Origin of the sequence: Streptomyces sp. YIM 98790, assembly GCF_011421595.1 — a bacterium.
GTDB lineage: Bacteria > Actinomycetota > Actinomycetes > Streptomycetales > Streptomycetaceae > Streptomyces.
The window spans coordinates 55,870-72,731 of sequence record NZ_WTLH01000004.1 but is presented as its reverse complement, the minus strand read 5'-3'; the positions used below and the strand labels follow the sequence as shown (position 1 = coordinate 72,731).

Annotated in this window: 14 protein-coding genes and 1 pseudogene; 5 read left to right on the top strand and 10 right to left on the bottom strand. The window is 72.1% G+C overall.

Annotation, left to right across the window (positions count from 1 at the left end):
• Window positions 1–67: 67 nt before the first annotated feature.
• The 10 genes and pseudogenes from GQS09_RS01500 to GQS09_RS01455 form a co-directional block, all read right to left on the bottom strand.
• The gene (locus tag GQS09_RS01500) at window positions 68–874 is read right to left on the bottom strand and encodes a S9 family peptidase (RefSeq protein WP_165984123.1); all 807 of its coding nucleotides are present in this window, start codon (window positions 872–874) and stop codon (window positions 68–70) included.
• Window positions 875–900: 26 nt separating this feature from the next.
• Window positions 901–2,199: a kynureninase gene (gene kynU, locus GQS09_RS01495; protein WP_165984109.1), complete on the bottom strand. Its 1,299-nt coding sequence runs from the start codon at window positions 2,197–2,199 to the stop codon at window positions 901–903.
• Entirely contained in the window at window positions 2,192–3,061 is an 870-nt protein-coding gene (locus GQS09_RS01490) for a tryptophan 2,3-dioxygenase family protein (protein ID WP_165984108.1), read from the bottom strand. Before GQS09_RS01490 ends, kynU begins: the two co-directional genes overlap by 8 nt.
• Before the next feature lie 115 nt (window positions 3,062–3,176).
• Window positions 3,177–3,608, bottom strand: a complete 432-nt coding sequence (locus tag GQS09_RS01485) for a DUF3151 domain-containing protein (protein WP_165984107.1) — start codon at window positions 3,606–3,608, stop codon at window positions 3,177–3,179.
• Window positions 3,609–3,794: 186 nt separating this feature from the next.
• Complete coding sequence (gene fbaA, locus GQS09_RS01480; protein ID WP_165984106.1) at window positions 3,795–4,817, bottom strand: class II fructose-bisphosphate aldolase; 1,023 nt, start codon at window positions 4,815–4,817, stop codon at window positions 3,795–3,797.
• 146 nt (window positions 4,818–4,963) lie between these two features.
• Complete coding sequence (pyrE, locus tag GQS09_RS01475) at window positions 4,964–5,512, bottom strand: orotate phosphoribosyltransferase (protein ID WP_165984104.1); 549 nt, start codon at window positions 5,510–5,512, stop codon at window positions 4,964–4,966.
• 9 nt (window positions 5,513–5,521) lie between these two features.
• On the bottom strand, window positions 5,522–6,373 hold the full coding sequence (locus GQS09_RS01470; protein WP_165984103.1) for an aldose 1-epimerase: 852 nt from the start codon (window positions 6,371–6,373) through the stop codon (window positions 5,522–5,524).
• 69 nt (window positions 6,374–6,442) lie between these two features.
• Complete coding sequence (locus tag GQS09_RS01465; RefSeq protein ID WP_165984102.1) at window positions 6,443–7,696, bottom strand: hypothetical protein; 1,254 nt, start codon at window positions 7,694–7,696, stop codon at window positions 6,443–6,445.
• Between the two features lie 137 nt (window positions 7,697–7,833).
• Window positions 7,834–8,604, bottom strand: a pseudogene (locus tag GQS09_RS01460) (spermidine synthase); the annotation flags it as partial.
• A 147-nt stretch (window positions 8,605–8,751) separates the two neighbouring features.
• Window positions 8,752–9,264 (bottom strand): DUF2617 family protein, encoded by a 513-nt coding sequence (locus GQS09_RS01455; RefSeq protein WP_165984101.1) that lies wholly within the window; start codon window positions 9,262–9,264, stop codon window positions 8,752–8,754.
• A 597-nt stretch (window positions 9,265–9,861) separates the two neighbouring features.
• Here GQS09_RS01455 and GQS09_RS01450 point away from each other — a divergent pair.
• The 5 genes from GQS09_RS01450 (at window position 9,862) to GQS09_RS01430 (ending at window position 16,825) form a co-directional block, all read left to right on the top strand.
• Window positions 9,862–11,697: an ABC transporter substrate-binding protein gene (locus tag GQS09_RS01450; RefSeq protein WP_165984100.1), complete on the top strand. Its 1,836-nt coding sequence runs from the start codon at window positions 9,862–9,864 to the stop codon at window positions 11,695–11,697.
• Between the two features lie 210 nt (window positions 11,698–11,907).
• Complete coding sequence (locus tag GQS09_RS01445) at window positions 11,908–13,419, top strand: ABC transporter permease (protein ID WP_165984099.1); 1,512 nt, start codon at window positions 11,908–11,910, stop codon at window positions 13,417–13,419.
• Between the two features lie 12 nt (window positions 13,420–13,431).
• Complete coding sequence (locus GQS09_RS01440; protein WP_165984098.1) at window positions 13,432–14,451, top strand: ABC transporter permease; 1,020 nt, start codon at window positions 13,432–13,434, stop codon at window positions 14,449–14,451.
• Complete coding sequence (locus tag GQS09_RS01435; RefSeq protein WP_165984097.1) at window positions 14,451–15,737, top strand: ABC transporter ATP-binding protein; 1,287 nt, start codon at window positions 14,451–14,453, stop codon at window positions 15,735–15,737. The genes GQS09_RS01440 and GQS09_RS01435 overlap by 1 nt, the downstream gene beginning before the upstream one ends.
• A complete protein-coding gene (locus GQS09_RS01430) occupies window positions 15,734–16,825 on the top strand; it encodes an ABC transporter ATP-binding protein (protein WP_165984096.1) in 1,092 nt (363 codons plus the stop codon). The genes GQS09_RS01435 and GQS09_RS01430 overlap by 4 nt, the downstream gene beginning before the upstream one ends.
• The last annotated feature ends 37 nt before the right edge of the window (window positions 16,826–16,862 follow it).

The following is a 16,862-nucleotide window of genomic DNA, read 5'->3' as shown; positions in this document are numbered from 1 at the left end:
GGGGCTCATGCGTTCTGGCGGGGGACGGGGTGGTGGCGGGTGGGGCGGAAGGGGCCGATTCCGGGGGTCACTCCCCCGTACTGGGACATCTATCTGCGGCAGTGCCGGGGTGGATCAGGCGGATGAGGGTGCGGAAGGCGGGGGTGCCGGGGGTGAAGGGGGCGTAGTGCCCGGTGGCGTCGAGGGGGTGGAGGCGGACGGTCCCGGTGCGGCGGTGGGCGGCGGCGTAGCGCTCGGAGAGGGCGAACGGGACCTGGCCGTCGTCGGTGCCGTGCAGCAGGGTCACCGGGCAGGGCGGGGCGGGCAGGCGCAGCGGGTCGAGGCCGGGGAGGACGGACCCGGTGCCGTCGTCGCCGAGGAGGGCGGAGACGGCGCCGGCGCCGAGACGGAGGGTGTGGGCGGCGGCAAGGTCACAGACCGGGGCCACGGCCACCACGGCGGACAGCGGGCCGGGCGGGGTGCGGGCGGCCGCCCACAGGGCGAGCTGGCCCCCGGCCGAGTGGCCGAGCAGGACGTGCGGACGGTCGCCGGGGACGGCGGCGAGCGCGGTGGTGACGTCCTCGAAGGTCTCCGGGTAGCCGCCGCCACCGCCGACCCGCCGGTACTCCACCAGCGCCACCGGCAGGCCGGCCGCGGCCAGGGCGGCGGCGAACGGCGTGAGGTGGGTGCGGTCGTACGCCTCCCGCCAGAAGCCGCCGTGCAGCACCACGACCCGGGGGTCGGTGAGCCGGCCGGGCGGCCCGTAGAGGTCGACGACCTGGGAGGGATGCGGGCCGTAGCGCAGGGTGCGGCCGGGCGGCACGGGCGGGAGGGCGAGGAGCGCCGTGAGTTCCGCGGCGTCCCGTCCGCGCTCCGCCGAGCCGCTGCCCGGCAGGCCGGCGCCGGTCTCGCTGCGGCGGCTCACCGGGGCCGCTCCCGCAGGACCGTGGCCAGGGTCCGGGCGGCGCGTTCGGTGTCGGTGAAGCTGGTGTAGAGCGGGGTGAAGCCGAAGCGCAGCACATCGGGCTCGCGGAAGTCGCCGACGACACCGCGGCGGATCAGCTCCGCCATGACGGCGGCGGCGTCGGTGCAGCGCAGGGAGACCTGGCTGCCGCGCCGGGCGTGTTCGGCCGGGGTGACGGGAACGGCCGATGCCTCGGGCGCCAGGGCGGCGACCCGGGCCAGGAAGTAGTCGGTCAGGGCCAGGCTCTTGGCCCGTACCTCGGCCAGGTCCACGCCGTCCCAGACCTCCAGCGCGGCCTCCAGCGCCAGCATGGAGAGGATGTCCGGCGTGCCGACCCGGCCGCGCACCGCGCCGGGGGCGGGCCGGTAGTCCGCGGTCATCTCGAACGGCGCCCGGTGTCCGTTCCAGCCGGGCAGCGGGGAGTCGAAGCGGTCCTGGTGCTCGGCCCGGATGTAGAGGTACGCCGGGGAGCCGGGCCCGCCGTTGAGGTACTTGTAGGTGCAGCCCACCGCGAAGTCCACGCGGAGGGCGTCCAGGTTGACGGGCAGCGCGCCCGCGCTGTGGCACAGGTCGGCGACCACCGGGGCCCCGGCGGCATGCGCGGCGGCGGTGACCGCGGGCAGGTTGTGGAGTTCCCCGGTGCGGTAGTCCACGTGGTTGACCAGCACGGCGGCGGTGCGCGGCCCGGCCACGGAGGGCAGGTCGGCGGCCGGGACCGGGACGAGCGTGCAGCCGGTCATCCGGGCGGCGGACCCGGCGATGTAGCCGTCGGTGGGGAAGGTGCCGGAGTCCACGAGTATCTGGTCGCGGACGCCACCGCGGGGCCCGTCGGCGGTGGCGGTGAGGCGGACCGCGCCGACCAGTGCCTTGAAGACGTTGACGCTGGTCGAGTCGCCGACCACCACCTGGCCGGGGGCGGCGCCGATCAGCCGGGCGATCCGGTCGCCGATCCGCTGCGGCGCGGTCCACCAGCCGGACTCGGTCCAGGAGCGGATGCGGAGTTCGCCCCACTCCCGGCCGATCACCTCGGCCAGCCGGCCGGGCACGGCGGCCGGGAGGGCACCGAGGGAGTTGCCGTCCAGGTAGACGGTGTCGTCGTCCAGGACGAAAGCGCGGCGGAGCGCGGCCAGCGGGTCGGCGGCGTCCAGCCGGGCGGCCTCGGCGAACCCGTCGGCGGGCGGGGAGGCGGACACGCCGGCGGGCGGAGAGACGGGCGGGGAGGTGGTGCCGGGGGTGGGGAGAGGGTTCTCAGACATGGCTGCGGGCCGTCCAGAGCTCGGGGAAGACGTTCTTCCGGGCGCGCTTCTCCAGCCAGGCCACGCCCGCCGAACCGCCCGTGCCCGGCTTGGCGCCCATCGCCCGCCGGGTGGCCACCAGATGATCGTTGCGCCACCGCCAGACCAGCTCGGCGACCTCGGTGAGGGCCTCGCCCAGCGGCAGCAGCGGGTGGTCGGGGTCGGCGTAGACCCGGGTCCAGGCCGCCTCCACGGCCGGGTGCTCCTCGTGGCGGCGGCTGCGGTCCCGGTGCAGCACCTCGTCCGGCAGCTCGCAGCCGTGCCGGGAGAGAAAGGCCAGCGCCTCGTCGTAGAGGCTCGGTTCGTGCAGCGCCTTCTCCAGCTCGTCGTGCACGCGCGGGGCGCCGCGGTGCGGCACCAGCATGGAGGCGGACTTCTCGCCCAGCAGGAACTCCATCCGCCGGTACATCGCGGACTGGAAGCCGGAGCCCTCGCCGAGGGCGGCCCGGTAGGCGTTGAACTGGGCGGGGGTGAGGTGGGCGAGCGGTTCCCAGGAGGCGTTCAGGGCCTTGAGCTCGTGCCGGGAACGGTCCAGCGCGGCGAGCGCGGTGCGCAGATCGTCCTGGCGCAGCGCGCGGGCGGCAGTGGTCCATTCGTGGACGATCACCGTGAACCACAGCTCCATGACCTGGGTGGTCACCAGGAAGACCATCTCGCCCGGTTCGTCGGTGTGCGGTTCCTGGAGGTGGGTGAGGACGTCGGCCTTGACGTAGTCCTCGTACGGGGTGGTGCCGGCGAAGTCCAGATGCGGCTCCGGGTCGTGACCGGGGCCGTGACCGGGTCCGGGGGCGGGTCCGGGGGCGGGCAGTGGTGACTGCGTCATTGCGGTCTCCCAGGGGAGCCCGGCGGCGCCGGGGTCACCGGTGCCGCCGGGCAGGTGGTACGGGCAGTGCGGGTGGTGCGGATAGTGCGGGTGATATTACGGGTGGTGGTGCGGTTCAGGCAGCCGGCGGGGAGCCGGTGAGCACATCGGCGGCGGTCGGGGAGCTGTCGCGCAGGAAGGTGGTGCAGCGCTCGTACTCCTCGGTCTCGCCGATCGCCTGCGCGGCCCGCGCCAGCGCGTGCAGCGCGCGCAGGAAGCCCTGGTTGGGCTCGTGCTCCCACGGCACCGGGCCCTGCCCGCGCCAGCCGCTGCGGCGCAGCGCGTCCAGGCCCCGGTGGTAGCCGGTCCGGGCGTAGGCGTACGACTCGACCGTCCGGCCCGCCGCGAAGGCCTGGTCCGCCAGGCGTGCCCAGGCCAGCGAGGAGGCGGGGTACCGGGCGGCGACCTCGGCCGGGTCCTTGCCCGCCGCCAGTGCCTCGCGCGGCTCCGGGTCGTCCGGCAGATGGGTCGGGGGCGGGCCCCCGAGCAGATTCTCATGGATGGCCATGACGTCCAGTCTGCCGGTACGGGGGGCCGCCCGCCGCCATGCGGTCCCCGTCACCCCGGCACCCGTCGCCCGGCACCCCGGCACCGCGGCACCCGCCGCTCGTCGCCCGACCCGGTGTGCGCCGGTCCCGGGTCCGCCCCGCCCCGCCCGTGCCGGAGGGGCCGGGGCGGGTCCGGAGGGGCCGGGTTACTTGAGCCTGGTGCCGGCCGAGCGGAGGTCGGCGCAGGCCTCGGCCACGCGCGCCGCCATGCCGGCCTCGGCCAGCTTGCCCCAGCTTCGCGGGTCGTAGGTCTTCTTGTTGCCGACCTCGCCGTCCACCTTCAGCACCCCGTCGTAGTTGCGGAACATGTGGTCCGCCACCGGCCGGGTGAAGGCGTACTGGGTGTCGGTGTCCAGGTTCATCTTCACCACGCCGTTCTCCAGCGCGGTGGCGATCTCCTGCTTGGTGGAGCCGGAGCCGCCGTGGAAGACGAAGTCGAACGGGGCGGTCCTGCCGTACTCGGCGCCCACGCCTTCCTGCAGGTCCTTGAGCAGCTCGGGCCGGAGCACCACGTTGCCCGGCTTGTACACGCCGTGCACATTGCCGAAGGAGGCGGCCAGCAGGTAGCGGCCCTTCTCGCCCAGGCCCAGCGCCTCGGCGGTGCGCAGCGCGTCCTCGACCGTGGTGTACAGCTCGTCGTTGATCTCGTGGCTGACGCCGTCCTCCTCGCCGCCGGTCGGGGTGATCTCCACCTCCAGGATGATCTTCGCGGCGGAGGTGAGGGCCAGCAGCTCCTCGGCGATCTCCAGGTTGTCCTTCAGCGTCTCGGCCGAGCCGTCCCACATGTGGGACTGGAACAGCGGGTCGCGCCCCGCGGCCACCCGCTCCCGCGAGACCTCCAGCAGCGGGCGCACGTAGCCGTCCAGCTTGTCCTTGGGGCAGTGGTCGGTGTGCAGCGCGATGTTGACCGGGTACTTGGCCGCCACCACGTGCGCGAACTCCGCCAGCGCCACCGCGCCGGTCACCATGTCCTTGCTGTACTGGCCGCCCAGGAACTCGGCGCCACCGGTGGAGATCTGGACGATGCCGTCGCTCTCCGCCTCCGCGAATCCGCGCAGTGCCGCATGCAGGGTCTGTGTCGAGGTGACGTTGATGGCGGGGTAGGCGAACTTGCCTGCCTTCGCCCGGTCGAGCATCTCGTTGTAGACCTCGGGTGTCGCGATGGGCATCTGTCCGCTCCTTCGAAGCGTATCTGTGAGGGTCGGGCTCTCTGCGGCCTGCGGCTCTCAGGACGGTGAGCCGGGAGGGGAGAGTCGGATGACATCATCGTCGGGCCCATCCTCCCAGACCGCGCGTGCGGCGGCGTCCTCAGCCCTCAGCCCAGGCCGAGGTCGGCGAGCTGGTACGCGGCGTAGTACGGCAGCCCGGCCGCCGCCACCGCCGGGGCCGCACCCCGTTCGACGATGACGGCGACGCCGGCCACCTCGGCTCCGGCCGCGCGCAGGGCCTCCACGGCGGTGAGCACCGATCCGCCGGTGGTGGAGGTGTCCTCCACCGCCAGCACCCGCCGGCCGGCCACGTCCGGGCCCTCGATGCGGCGCTGGAGGCCGTGCGTCTTCCCGGCCTTGCGCACCACGAAGGCGTCGAGCCGTTCGCCGCGCGCCGCGGAGGCGTGCAGCATGGCGGCGGCCACCGGGTCGGCGCCCAGGGTGAGGCCGCCCACCGCGTCGTACTCCAGCCCGGCGGTCAGCTCCAGCATCACCCGGCCCACCAGGGGCGCGGCGGCGCCGTCCAGGGTGACCCGGCGCAGGTCCACGTAGTAGTCCGCCTCCTGTCCGGAGGAGAGGGTCACACGGCCGTGGACCACGGCCTTGTCGCGGATCTGCCGCAGCAGCTCGGCGCGGATGTCGGTGCTCGTGCTCATGGGCCCAGCCTAGGCGGGCGGCGCGGCCGGCTCCGCCTCCGGTGCCGGGCGCCAGCTCCAGGTGGTGGACAGCTCCAGCGGCTCCAGCGGGGTGACCAGCCGGGGGTGGGAGTTGAGGCCGTTGGGCGGGCCGGACTGCGGCTCGACGCAGACCGCCTCGGGCTGCATGTCGTAGAGCACCGCCCAGGGGGAGGGGCTGGTGACGGTCAGGGCCAGCTCGCCGGGCCAGGTGAGGGTGACGTGGACGCCGTCCGGCATGCCGAAGCAGTCGTCCCAGGGGCCGGGGCGGGGGTCGATGCGCCGGCCGGTGGGGATGTGGTCCTCGCCGCGCTCCTCCTGCCAGGCGGCGGTGAAGGAGAGTTCCACGTCGCGGCCTTTGGGGGTGAGGCGGCGCAGGAACCAGGGGTGCCAGCCGACCTGGGCGGGGAAGGAGGGGCCGGCCGTCTCCACACCGAGGGTGAGGGTGACGGCGGAGCCGTCCTCGGCGAGTTCGACGAGCTGGGTGACCCGGCCGGGGTAGGGCCAGGGATCGCCCAGGTCGCAGACGAAGGCGGCGCTGCGGTCGTCGGCGGTCACCGGCTTCCAGGGCTGGTCGCGCACGGTGCCGTGCATGGCGTGGGGCGCGGCCTCACCGTCGGTGGGGAGCTGGTGAAAGGTTTCTCCGTTGCGGAACCTGCCATTTCGGGTCCGGCCGCACCAGGGCACCATCACGAAGGAGCCGAAGTCGTCGCCCTGGCGCAGCAGCTCGGTGCCGCCGGTCCGGAGCGAGGAGATTCGGCAGCCCTCATCGGGCAGTACGGTCAACTCGGCGTCGGCCGCGTGGAGTCGCACACCGCGCTCGGTCTGTTGTGGAGTGGTCACGCACACGATGATAACGATTCGGTCTACCCCGCGTTGACCAGCGCTGATGCGGAATGCGGGAACCGGGCGTCAGCGTCGGCGGCGCAGCGCGCGGGTGACGGCCACGGCCGAGGCGATGGCCAGGGCGGCGACCGGAGCCGCCCAGCGCAGGGCGCCGCGGGAGGCACTGGAGGAGCCGGGGCCGGGAACCGGGGCGTAGCGTCCGCGCGGCGGGGCGTGGTCGACCTCCTCGGCGCTGCGGCCGATCATGGCGCGCCGGGCGGCGTCGGCCTCGGGCAGTTCCTCCTCCAGGCCGTCCTCCAGGTCACCTTCCAGATCGTGCTCCAGGCCGTCGTGGAGGCCCTCGACGGCGTCGTAGCCGTCGCCGCCGTCCTCCTCCTCGTCGTCGTCGGGCCGGGCGTCGGGGTCCAGGGAGGACGGGGGCACCTCGGCGTCGAAGACCCGCGGCGAGACCCCGGGCGGCGGCGTGTCCTGACCGCTGTCCGGAGCCGGGATGCCGGGGATCACCGGCTCGTTGTCGTCCTCCAGGCCGAGCCCGCGGCTTTCGCCTCCGGTGTCCTCGCCGCTCTCCCCGGTGCCCGTGTCGCCCCGCTCGTCCCCGGCCCGGGTGTCGCCGTCACCGCGCTCGGCGGCCGGCCGGGCCTCGTCCCCGTCCTTGTCCCCGTCCCCGTCCGCGTCCCCGGCCGCGGGTGCGGCTCCGTCCCCGGCGGCGTCCGGCGAAGGCGCGTCCGCGTCCGCGGACACCTCCTGCCGCGCTGCCCCGTCCCCGTCCCCGGCCTCGTCCCCGTCCCCGGCGGCGTCCGGCGCGGCCCCCTCCGTGGGTGCGGGCGCGGGCGGGGCGGGGATGAGGGGAAGAAGGGCTTCGGTGAAACGGTCCAGCAGGCGGCGGCCGGCCGCTTCGCGGCGGCCGGCGTCGAACTCGGTGATCCGGCCGCGGGCCTCCTCCAGCACTCCCGCGAAGGCCAGCGTGGTGCCGGTGCCGTCCGCGACCGGGCGCGGCACCACGGTCAGGGTCAGCCGCACCCGGCCGTTGCCGCGCGACTCCTCGCCGGAGGCGTCGACCAGGAAGCCCTCGCCGTGCGCCAGCAGCCGCAGCGCGCCGCGGTAGGTGATGGTGGAGCCGCCGATCCGCAGCCGCAGCCGCCCGGCCAGGGCCGCGGGATCGCCTGCCCGCCGTTCCGGCTCGGCCTCGGCGGCCCCGGCCGCACCGGCCGTCCGCGGTTCCGGCTGGAAGCCCGGCACGCAGGCGGCGATACGTTCCGGCTCGGTGAACACCGCCCGCACGGCGGCGGCGGGATGCGGTACGTAGACCTCGTGCTCCATGCGCGGGACTCTACCCACTGGGCGCCCGCTTCCCCACCGTTGCGGAACGTTTGTCCTCGGGCGGGCCGCCCGCCCCGCCCGGGCACTCCGGCTCAGGGCCCGCGGACGGCCGGGGCGCCGGGAACGGCGGCCCCGGAGCCGGTGCCGTGCTCGACCACGCGGGAGGTGGCCGCCTCCAGCGGCCCGCCCAGCAGCACCCCGGTCAGCAGCGCGCCGACGACCACCGTGTTGACCGCGCACAGCGCCAGCCGGGCCCGGACGCTCAGATCGCCGCGGAACAGCCACAGCACCACGGCCCCGCCGGCCAGCACATTGACCACCCCGGTGAGCAGCGCCGCGTTGAGCCGCCCGAGCAGCGGCAGCAGCAGGAACGGGAAGGCGAGCCCGCCGAGCAGCGCGCCCACGTAGTCCGCGGCGGACAGGTCGGCCACCGCGCCGCCCGGGTCCTGCTTGCGGATGCGCTGGATCAGGGTCATCAGCAGCGGCATCTCCATGCCGATCAGCACCCCGATCGCCAGCGCGGAGCCGAACAGCACCGGCCGCACCTCGCCGAACCACAGCCAGCAGGCGTGCAGCGCGACCGCCGAGGCACCGCCCGCCAGCGCCAGCAGCGCCTCGATCAGACCGAAGCTGACCGAGGCGCGCAGCCGCAGCCGCTTGGCGCCCAGGGAGCCGATTCCCATGGCGAAGACCATCAGCGACAGCACCACGGAGGTCTGGGTGACGGTGTCGCCGACCAGATAGTCGGCGAGCGCCACCAGAACCAGTTCGTAGACCAGCCCGCAGGCGGCGCAGACGAAGACGGCACAGAGCACGATCCAGCGCCCCACCCTGGGCGGCACCGGCATCCGCAGCGGCTCGCCGGAGCCTTCCCCGGCTCCCGCGCCCGCCCGGCCGGCCGGCACCATGGCGGCGGAGCGCCCGGCGGCGGCACGGCCGGCCGGGGCCTCGGTGGAGTCGATCATGTCGCGAACGGTACGTCACGGCACGCGTCGGCCGTGTCACCCACAGGAGTGGCGCAGGGGCGCACGGAAAGGTAATCGCCGCTCCCGCGTTTAGAGTTCGCCGCGCACCAGAATCCGGGTGCGGGTGGAGACGAGACGGTGCTCCTGGGGGTAGGCGTGCCAGGTGCGCCAGTGCACATGCCCGCCGCGGCTCTGGGCGAGCAGCGCGGTGAAGGCGTGCGGATCGCCGGGAAAGGTACCGGCGAGCCCGTGCGGATGCTCGGCCACCAGCGCGAGAAGTTCCTGGGCCCGGCCGGCGAAGGACCCCGGCGCCAGGCTCTCCACATGCGCCGCGAACTCGTACTCGAACGCCCCCAGGGTCTTGGACACGCCCAGCGGCAGCGGGGTGCGGCTGCCGGGCATGCAGGCCACGGTCTCGGAGCAGGTCCCGCCCCGGCTGTCGAGGAGTACCTGGTGCGAGGCACCGAGGACGCGCAACCGGACACGGGCGCCGCTGAGTTCAAGATCGAGCGAGGCCAGGTAGGGCAGGGGCTCCTGACCGAGAGCCCAGGCGAGATCATCGGCCCGGGTATCGGAATAGGCGGTGTGAATCGTGGTGAGCATGGGACGGCTCCCGCATGCAGGCAGTGGAGGTGTTCCGGCCGGCCCCGCCGGATTGCAATATGTTCACCGAATCACGGAACTCACCACCCCCACAGCGTTTTTACCCAAGTTGGCCGGGTTTCCCACCCCTCGGGGACAGGCTGGGTCAGGTGTTCACACCTTTGCCGTGCGCCGGGCGTGCGGTCCGCACGCCGCGCCCCGTGCACGCGCTGTGCACACGCCGTGCACACGCCTTGCGGAAACCGAAGGCGGCATAGCGGTGACGCTCCGGGGACGGGAGGGGGACACGGCCGCGACGTGACCGGAACGAAACCGGGACGGGCCGGCGACCGGGCAGACACAAGCCGAGAAAGCGACATGCGGACATGCCCATCGAATCCGCCCGGATTACGGACGGTGATGCACGGTTACCGCTCATAGGGGTCGATCTTTTGTACGGCTATAGAGAGCTTTGTCCAAAATTGCTGATCACAGCTCAGCCTGTTTCCTGTCTCGGGTAGACAACGGTCACCCGAACGCACTTGTTACCGGGCCGTCGAGTGAGGAAGCTTCCCGCAACTTCACACCCGAAGTCATCACACCGCGGAAGGCCCGAAGATGACCCGATTCGGCACTACGTCGAAGCTGGTCGCCGCGGCACTTGGGGGGGCTCTGGCCCTCTCTGCGTGCAGCGGCGGTGGAAGCAGCAGCGACAACGACAAGAGCAAGGACCCGACCACCGCGTCCGGTCCCACCGGCACGATCTACGTCGCCAACGACCAGGAGTACGACTCCTACAACGACACCACGGCGTCGACGAACTCCTACAAGAACTCGATGGTCAACAAGTGGGTGACCACCGGTTTCTGGCAGTTCGCCGCAGACGGCACGATCATGCGGAACGAGGAGTTCGGGACCTACGAGAAGGTCTCGGACGACCCGCTGACCGTCGAGTACACCATTGCCGAGGATGCCACCTGGTCCGACGGCGACCCGATCGCCTGTGACGACGCCCTGCTGTGGTGGGCCCAGAACGCCGGCCACCTCACGGTGGACCGCGAGGTCGACGTCATCGACGAGGAGACCGGCGAGCCCACGGGCGAGAAGGAAGTCCAGGAGACCCCGGTCTTCTCCGTGGTCGGCACCGACGGTGTGGAGGATGTCACCACCCCGGTCTGCGAGGACCCGGCCGCCAAGACCTTCACGCTGAAGTACGACAAGCCGTTCGCCGACTGGGAGTCCAACGGCCCCAGCAACGGCTACCCGATGATGCCCGCGCACGTCGTGGCCGAGCAGGGCGGCTTCGCCGACTCCGCGGAGATGTCCCAGGCCATCCTGGACGGCGACGCCCAGGGCCTGAAGGCCGCCGGTGACTTCTTCAACGAGGGCTGGCTGTTCCAGGGCGCGATGCCCGACGCGGCGCTGATGCCTTCCTCGGGTCCGTTCAAGATCTCCAACTACGCCCCCGGCGAGTCCGTCTCCATCGCCTACAACGAGGAGTACTGGGGCACCCCGCCCGGCGTCTCCGAGATCGTCTTCCGCCTGGTGCCCGGCACCGAGCAGCCGCAGGCTCTGGAGAACGGTGACGTGCATGTCATCCAGCCGCAGCCGGACGCGGACATCAAGGAACAGCTCGCCGCCATGGAGGGCGTGACCCTGGTCGAGTTCGACCAGTACGTCTACGAGCACCTGGACCTCAACTTCGACAGCGGCTCGCTCGCCGACGACGAGCGCCTGCGCCAGGCCTTCGCGCTCTGCGTGCCGCGCAAGCAGATCGTCGAGCGGCTGATCAACCCGATCTCCGCCGACGCCGAGCCGCAGGACGTCCGCAACATCGCGCCGTTCCAGGACGGCTACGAAGAGGCCGTGGCCCACGCCTTCCCGGCCGAGTACGCCGAGCCGGACATCGAGGCCGCCCGGGCCCTGCTGGAGGAGGCCGACGCGGTCGGCACCGTCATCCGCGGTGGCGCCATCGCCGACAACAAGCGCCGCGAGGACACCTGGCAGCTGATCAAGGAGTCCTGTGACGAGGCCGGCTTCGACGTCCAGCCGTACTTCGAGGCCAACTTCTTCGACCCGGACGGCGGCCTGTCGCAGAACACCTACGACGTGGCGCTGTTCGCCTGGCTGGGCTCCCCGCAGGTGAGCGGCTGGGCCTCCACCTTCACCACGCCGTCCGAGTGCTCCGCCGAGGGCAAGGGCAACAACAACGGCTGCTACTCCAACGAGGAAGTCGACAGCCTGATCAAGGAGATCAACGAGACCGTCGACCCGGCCGCCCAGCTGCCGCTGATCAACGAGGTCGAGAAGATCCTGTGGGAGGACGTGGCGACCATCCCGCTGTTCGCCCACCCGGGTCTGCTGGCCTACTCCGACTCCGTGAAGGGTGTCGAAGCCAACGCCACCCAGGACAACTTCGCCGCCTCCATGAACAAGTGGACGATCGACGAGTAATCCGACCGGAAGTCACGCCCGCCCACGGCGGTACGCGGTACGCCGCGCCGCCCGAGCGGTGCCGGACACGGCCTGACACATAGCGAAGTGCGGGGCCGGGGAAGCCTCAATCCCCGGCCCCGCCTTCCGCGTCGAGCCGCACCCCCGGATCCGTCCGCCGGTCACCGCCGGCGCGGGCACCCGCTTCCTGACCATTCCGGAGTCAGCGACATGCTTGTCTTTATCGTGCGGCGGCTGATCGTCTCGGTGCTCGTCTTCTTCTCGGCGACGGCACTCGTCTACGTCATGGCCGCCAACCTCGGGGACCCCCTGGCCGACCTCAGGGAACTCCCCGCCAACCGCCGCGAGAACGCCATCGCGGAGCGGACCGAGCGGATGCACCTGGACAAACCGGTGATCGTCCGCTACTTCCTCTGGCTCACCGGTGCCTTCCAATGGGATCTTGGAACGGACCGGGACGGTATCCAGATCAACGCCACCCTGGAGAAGGCGCTCGGAGCCACCCTCCAGCTCGTGCTCGGCGCCACCGTGCTGGCCATCGTGCTGGGCGTGGCCCTCGGCGTCATCTCGGCCCTGCGCCAGTACAGCGCGCTGGACCTGACCGTCACCTTCAGCGCGTTCGTGTTCTTCTCCCTCCCGCTGTTCTGGGTCGGCTCGCTGCTCAAGGAGTTCGCGGCGATCGAGTTCAACAACTGGCTGGCCGATCCGACCCTCGCCTGGTGGGTGATCGGGCTGATCGCCTTGTTTGTCGGCGGATTGTTCTCGTCCCTGCTGGTCACGGACAGACGCACCCGGCTGATCGCCTTCGGCGGCACCACCGCGGCGATGGCCGTGGCCCTGACCGTGATGTCGGCCACCGGCTGGTTCGCCAACCCGGGCCTGGGCATCGGGGTCATCGCCCTCACCGCCCTGGCCGCCGCGCTGGGCTTCGCCACCCTGTTCAGCGCCCTGGAGTGGAACCCGGTGATGAAGGCCACGGTGATCACCGCGGTGCTGGGCATCCTCTCCTCGGTGGCCTTCGGCTCGGTGCTGGAGAACCCGTACCCGATCACCGTGATCGGGCTGCTGGGGCTGGCCATCGCGATCGCGGTCGGCGTCGGCTGGTTCGTCGGCGGCGAGCTGTTCCGCCGGCCGGCCATCACGGCCTCGGTGTGCACCGCCGTGGCCACGGCGATGGTGATCTTCATGGACCGCATGCTGTGGTCGTTCGCCGCCTACAGCGACTCGGTCAACGGCCGCCCCATCGCCACCATCGGCCCCAGCACGCCCAACTACGAGGGGACCTACTGGGAGCACAACCTGGACAGCCTGACCCACCTGGCGCTGCCCACCATGGCGCTGGTGCTGGTTTCCCTGGCGTCCTACTCCCGGTACAGCAGGGCCACCATGCTGGAGGTCATGAACCAGGACTACGTGCGCACCGCGCGGGCCAAGGGCCTGCCGGAGCGGGCGGTGATCCTGCGGCACGCCTTCCGCAACGGCCTGATCCCGATCACCACCCTGGTCGCCTACGACATCGCCTCGGTGTTCGGCGGCGCGGTGGTGACCGAGACGGTGTTCGGCTGGCGGGCCATGGGCTCGCTGCTGCTGGACGGCATCCGGGAGCGAGATCCCAACCCGATCATGGCCTTCTTCCTGATCTCCGGCGGGGCGGTGGTGCTGTTCAACATGATCGCCGACATCGCCTACGCCTATCTCGACCCCCGCATCAGGCTGTCCTAGGAGGAGATCGACATGGCACAGACAGCTGCCCAGAGCGCGGGGACGCACACGGTCACTCCTGGCGACCCCCGTCCGCCGGGCGACAGCGACGCGGCACAGGGCCTCGACATCAAGGCCCGCACCCAGAGCCAGCTCATCGTGCGCCGGTTCCTGCGGCACCGGGGCGCGGTGGCGGGCATGATCCTGCTCGGATTCGTGCTGGTGCTGTCGGTCAGCTCCATCGGGCTGGGCCCGATCCCCGGCTGGTGGGACAAGAACTACGTCAACTCCGCCGACCTGGTGAACAAGGGCCGCCCCACGCTCAGCGTGGTGCCCGGGTTCCTCGGCGGCGGCGGCATGCACCTGGGCGAACACCCCTTCGGCCAGGACAACATCGGCCGCGACTACTTCGCCCTGACCATGCGCGGCACGCAGATCTCGCTGCTGATCGCGTTCATCACGGGCGTGGTGGCCACCGTCACGGGCACCCTGATCGGTGCCGCGGCCGGCTTCTTCCGGGGCCGGCTGGAGGCGGTGCTGATGCGCATCACCGACGTGATGATCACCATCCCCACCATCCTGTTCGCCGCCATGGTGGCGGTGATGTGGGGCAACAAGGGTGTGGCCGTGCTGGGCCTGGTGCTCGGCCTGGTCACCTGGACCCAGGTGGCCCGGCTGGTGCGCGGCGAGGTGCTGTCCATCCGGGAGAAGGAGTTCATCGAGGCCGCCCGCTCGGTGGGCACCTCGGCGGCCCGGATCATCGTCAAGCACATCCTGCCGAACGTGATCGGCATCATCATCGTCTCGGTGACGCTGGCGATCTCGGCGGCGGTGCTGCTGGAGTCGGCGCTGTCCTTCCTCGGACTGGGCGTGCAGCCGCCGGACACCTCGCTGGGCCGGATCATCAACGAGTACCGGACCGCCATGGTGACCCGGCCCTGGCTGTTCTACTGGCCCGGCATCTTCATCATCGCCATCGCCCTGTCGGTGAACTTCATCGGCGACGGGCTGCGGGACGCGTTCGACCCCCGACAGAACAGGGTGCGTGACTGATGGGAATCACACCACCACCACTCGACAGCCCGGCCCCGGAGACCCACCCCGGGACGGCGGCGCCGTCCGACGGCCGCGCCGAAGAGGTGCACACCGCCTACACCCTGGCGGACTCCAAGCCTCCGCTGGACGAGGAGGTGCTCAAGGTCGAGGACCTCACCGTCGAGTTCCCCACCGACGACGGCCTGGTCAAGGCGGTGCGCGGGGTCGACTACACGCTGCGCGCCCGTGAGGTGCTGGGCATCGTGGGCGAGTCCGGCTCCGGCAAGTCGGTCTCCTCCATGGCGATCATGGGCCTGCTGCCCAAGAACGCCCGGATCCGCGGCCGGATCCTGTACCGGGGCAAGGACATCCTGGCCATGCGGGCCAAGGAGCAGCGGGCGCTGCGCGGCGAGAAGATCGCGATGATCTTCCAGGACCCGATGACCTCGCTCAACCCGGTGCACACGGTCGGAGACCAGCTCGCCGAGGCGGTGCTGGCGCACCACCTGGTCCCCCGCAGGCAGGCCCTGGCCAAGGCCCGGCACATGCTGGACCTGGTGGGCATCCCGCAGGCGGAGAAGCGGCTGCGGGCCTACCCGCACGAGTTCTCCGGCGGCATGCGGCAGCGGGTGATGATCGCCATGGCGATCATCAACGACCCGGACGTGATCATCGCGGACGAGCCCACCACGGCGCTGGACGTGACCGTGCAGGCGCAGATCCTGGAAAAGCTGCTCCAGGTCAAGGACGAGGTCAACGCGGCGATCCTGATGATCACCCACGACCTCGGCGTGATCGCCGGCATGGCCCACCGCACGCTGGTGATGTACGCCGGCAAGCCGGTGGAGGTCGGCGGCACCGACGACGTCTTCTACACGCCGCGGATGCCGTACACGGCCGGTCTGCTCGGTTCCATCCCGTCCCTGGAGGGCGAGGGCGAGGAGCGGCTGCGGCCGATCACGGGCACCCCGCCGTCGCTGATCCGCATGCCTCCGGGCTGCCCGTTCTCCCCGCGCTGCCCGCTGGCCAGCGACGTGTGCCGGGAGAGCGAGCCGGAACTGGCGTCGGCCGGCAGGGACCACTGGGCCGCCTGCCACCACAGCGACCGGCTGGCCGAGGCGGAGGACCCCACGATGTTCTTCCGCACCGACACCGAGCGGGCCACGGCGGCCGGGGCGGCGGAAGCGGCCGGAGCGGGCGAGCCCGCCGACGCCGTCCCGGCGCAGGCCGGTGGAGACCGCGCCACCGACGCCACCGACACCACGGCAAGCACGGCAAGCACGGAAAGCGAGGAGGGCCAATGACAGCGGACCTGTCCAAGGCCCCGCAGGACAACCGGCCCACCGGGGCCGGGGCCGCCGCCACCGCGACGGCCCCCGCCCCCGACGCCGGCGGCGGGGAGCGCGAGCCGCTGCTCAACGTCACCGACCTGGTGGTCAACTTCCCGATCCGCGGCTCCGGCCTGCTGCGCCGGGTCGTGGGCCAGGTGCAGGCGGTCAGCGGCGTCAGCCTGAGCGTGGACAGCGGCCAGACGCTGGGCGTGGTCGGCGAGTCCGGCTGCGGCAAGTCCACCACCGGGCGCGCCATTCTCCAGCTCATCAAGCCGACCGCCGGCTCGGTGCGGTTCGACGGCCAGGAGATCACCGGCCTGGACCGCCGCTCCATGCAGCGGGTGCGGCGCAACGCGGGCATGGTGTTCCAGGACCCGATGGCGTCCCTCAACCCCAAGCTGCCGGTGAACGACATCGTCGCCGAGCCGCTGAAGGTGCAGGGCCGCTGGCGGGACGGCGGCAAGGCCCGGGTGGCGGAACTGCTGGGCATGGTCGGGCTCAGCCCCGAGCACGGCAACCGCTACCCGCACGAGTTCTCCGGCGGGCAGCGGCAGCGCATCGGCATCGCCCGGGCGCTGGCCCTGGAGCCCAAGCTGCTGGTGCTGGACGAGCCGGTCTCGGCGCTGGACGTGTCCGTCCAGGCGGGTGTGGTGAACCTGCTGGAGGACCTCCAGGACAAGCTGGGCCTGGCCTACTTCTTCATCGCGCACGACCTGTCCGTGGTCCGCCACATCTCGGACCGGGTCGCGGTGATGTACCTGGGCAAGGTGGTGGAGACCGGCTCGCACGACGACGTGTACGAGCGGCCCTCCCACCCCTACACCCAGGCCCTGCTGTCCGCGGCACCGCTCGCGGACCCGAAGAAAGAACGGCAGCGCAGGCGGACGGTGCTGACGGGCGACGTGCCCAGCCCGATCGACCCGCCGAGCGGCTGCCGTTTCCGGACGCGCTGCTGGAAGGCCCAGGAGATCTGTGCCACCGAGGAGCCGGCACTGGTGGACCGGGGATCGGGCCACCCGGTCGCCTGCCACTTCGCGGAGGCCGACACCAAGATCCTCTGACGCCCGAGCGCAGCGCGAGGGACCCCGGGTTACGTCA

Coding starts and splice junctions, on each gene's coding strand:
- kynU (WP_165984109.1), bottom strand. CDS start 2,199: ATGTCTGAGAACCCTCTCCCCACCCCCGGCACCACCTCCCCGCCCGTC.
- GQS09_RS01490 (WP_165984108.1), bottom strand. CDS start 3,061: ATGACGCAGTCACCACTGCCCGCCCCCGGACCCGCCCCCGGACCCGGT.
- GQS09_RS01485 (WP_165984107.1), bottom strand. CDS start 3,608: ATGGCCATCCATGAGAATCTGCTCGGGGGCCCGCCCCCGACCCATCTG.
- fbaA (WP_165984106.1), bottom strand. CDS start 4,817: ATGCCCATCGCGACACCCGAGGTCTACAACGAGATGCTCGACCGGGCG.
- pyrE (WP_165984104.1), bottom strand. CDS start 5,512: ATGAGCACGAGCACCGACATCCGCGCCGAGCTGCTGCGGCAGATCCGC.
- GQS09_RS01465 (WP_165984102.1), bottom strand. CDS start 7,696: ATGGAGCACGAGGTCTACGTACCGCATCCCGCCGCCGCCGTGCGGGCG.
- GQS09_RS01455 (WP_165984101.1), bottom strand. CDS start 9,264: ATGCTCACCACGATTCACACCGCCTATTCCGATACCCGGGCCGATGAT.
- GQS09_RS01450 (WP_165984100.1), top strand. CDS start 9,862: ATGACCCGATTCGGCACTACGTCGAAGCTGGTCGCCGCGGCACTTGGG.
- GQS09_RS01445 (WP_165984099.1), top strand. CDS start 11,908: ATGCTTGTCTTTATCGTGCGGCGGCTGATCGTCTCGGTGCTCGTCTTC.
- GQS09_RS01440 (WP_165984098.1), top strand. CDS start 13,432: ATGGCACAGACAGCTGCCCAGAGCGCGGGGACGCACACGGTCACTCCT.
- GQS09_RS01435 (WP_165984097.1), top strand. CDS start 14,451: ATGGGAATCACACCACCACCACTCGACAGCCCGGCCCCGGAGACCCAC.
- GQS09_RS01430 (WP_165984096.1), top strand. CDS start 15,734: ATGACAGCGGACCTGTCCAAGGCCCCGCAGGACAACCGGCCCACCGGG.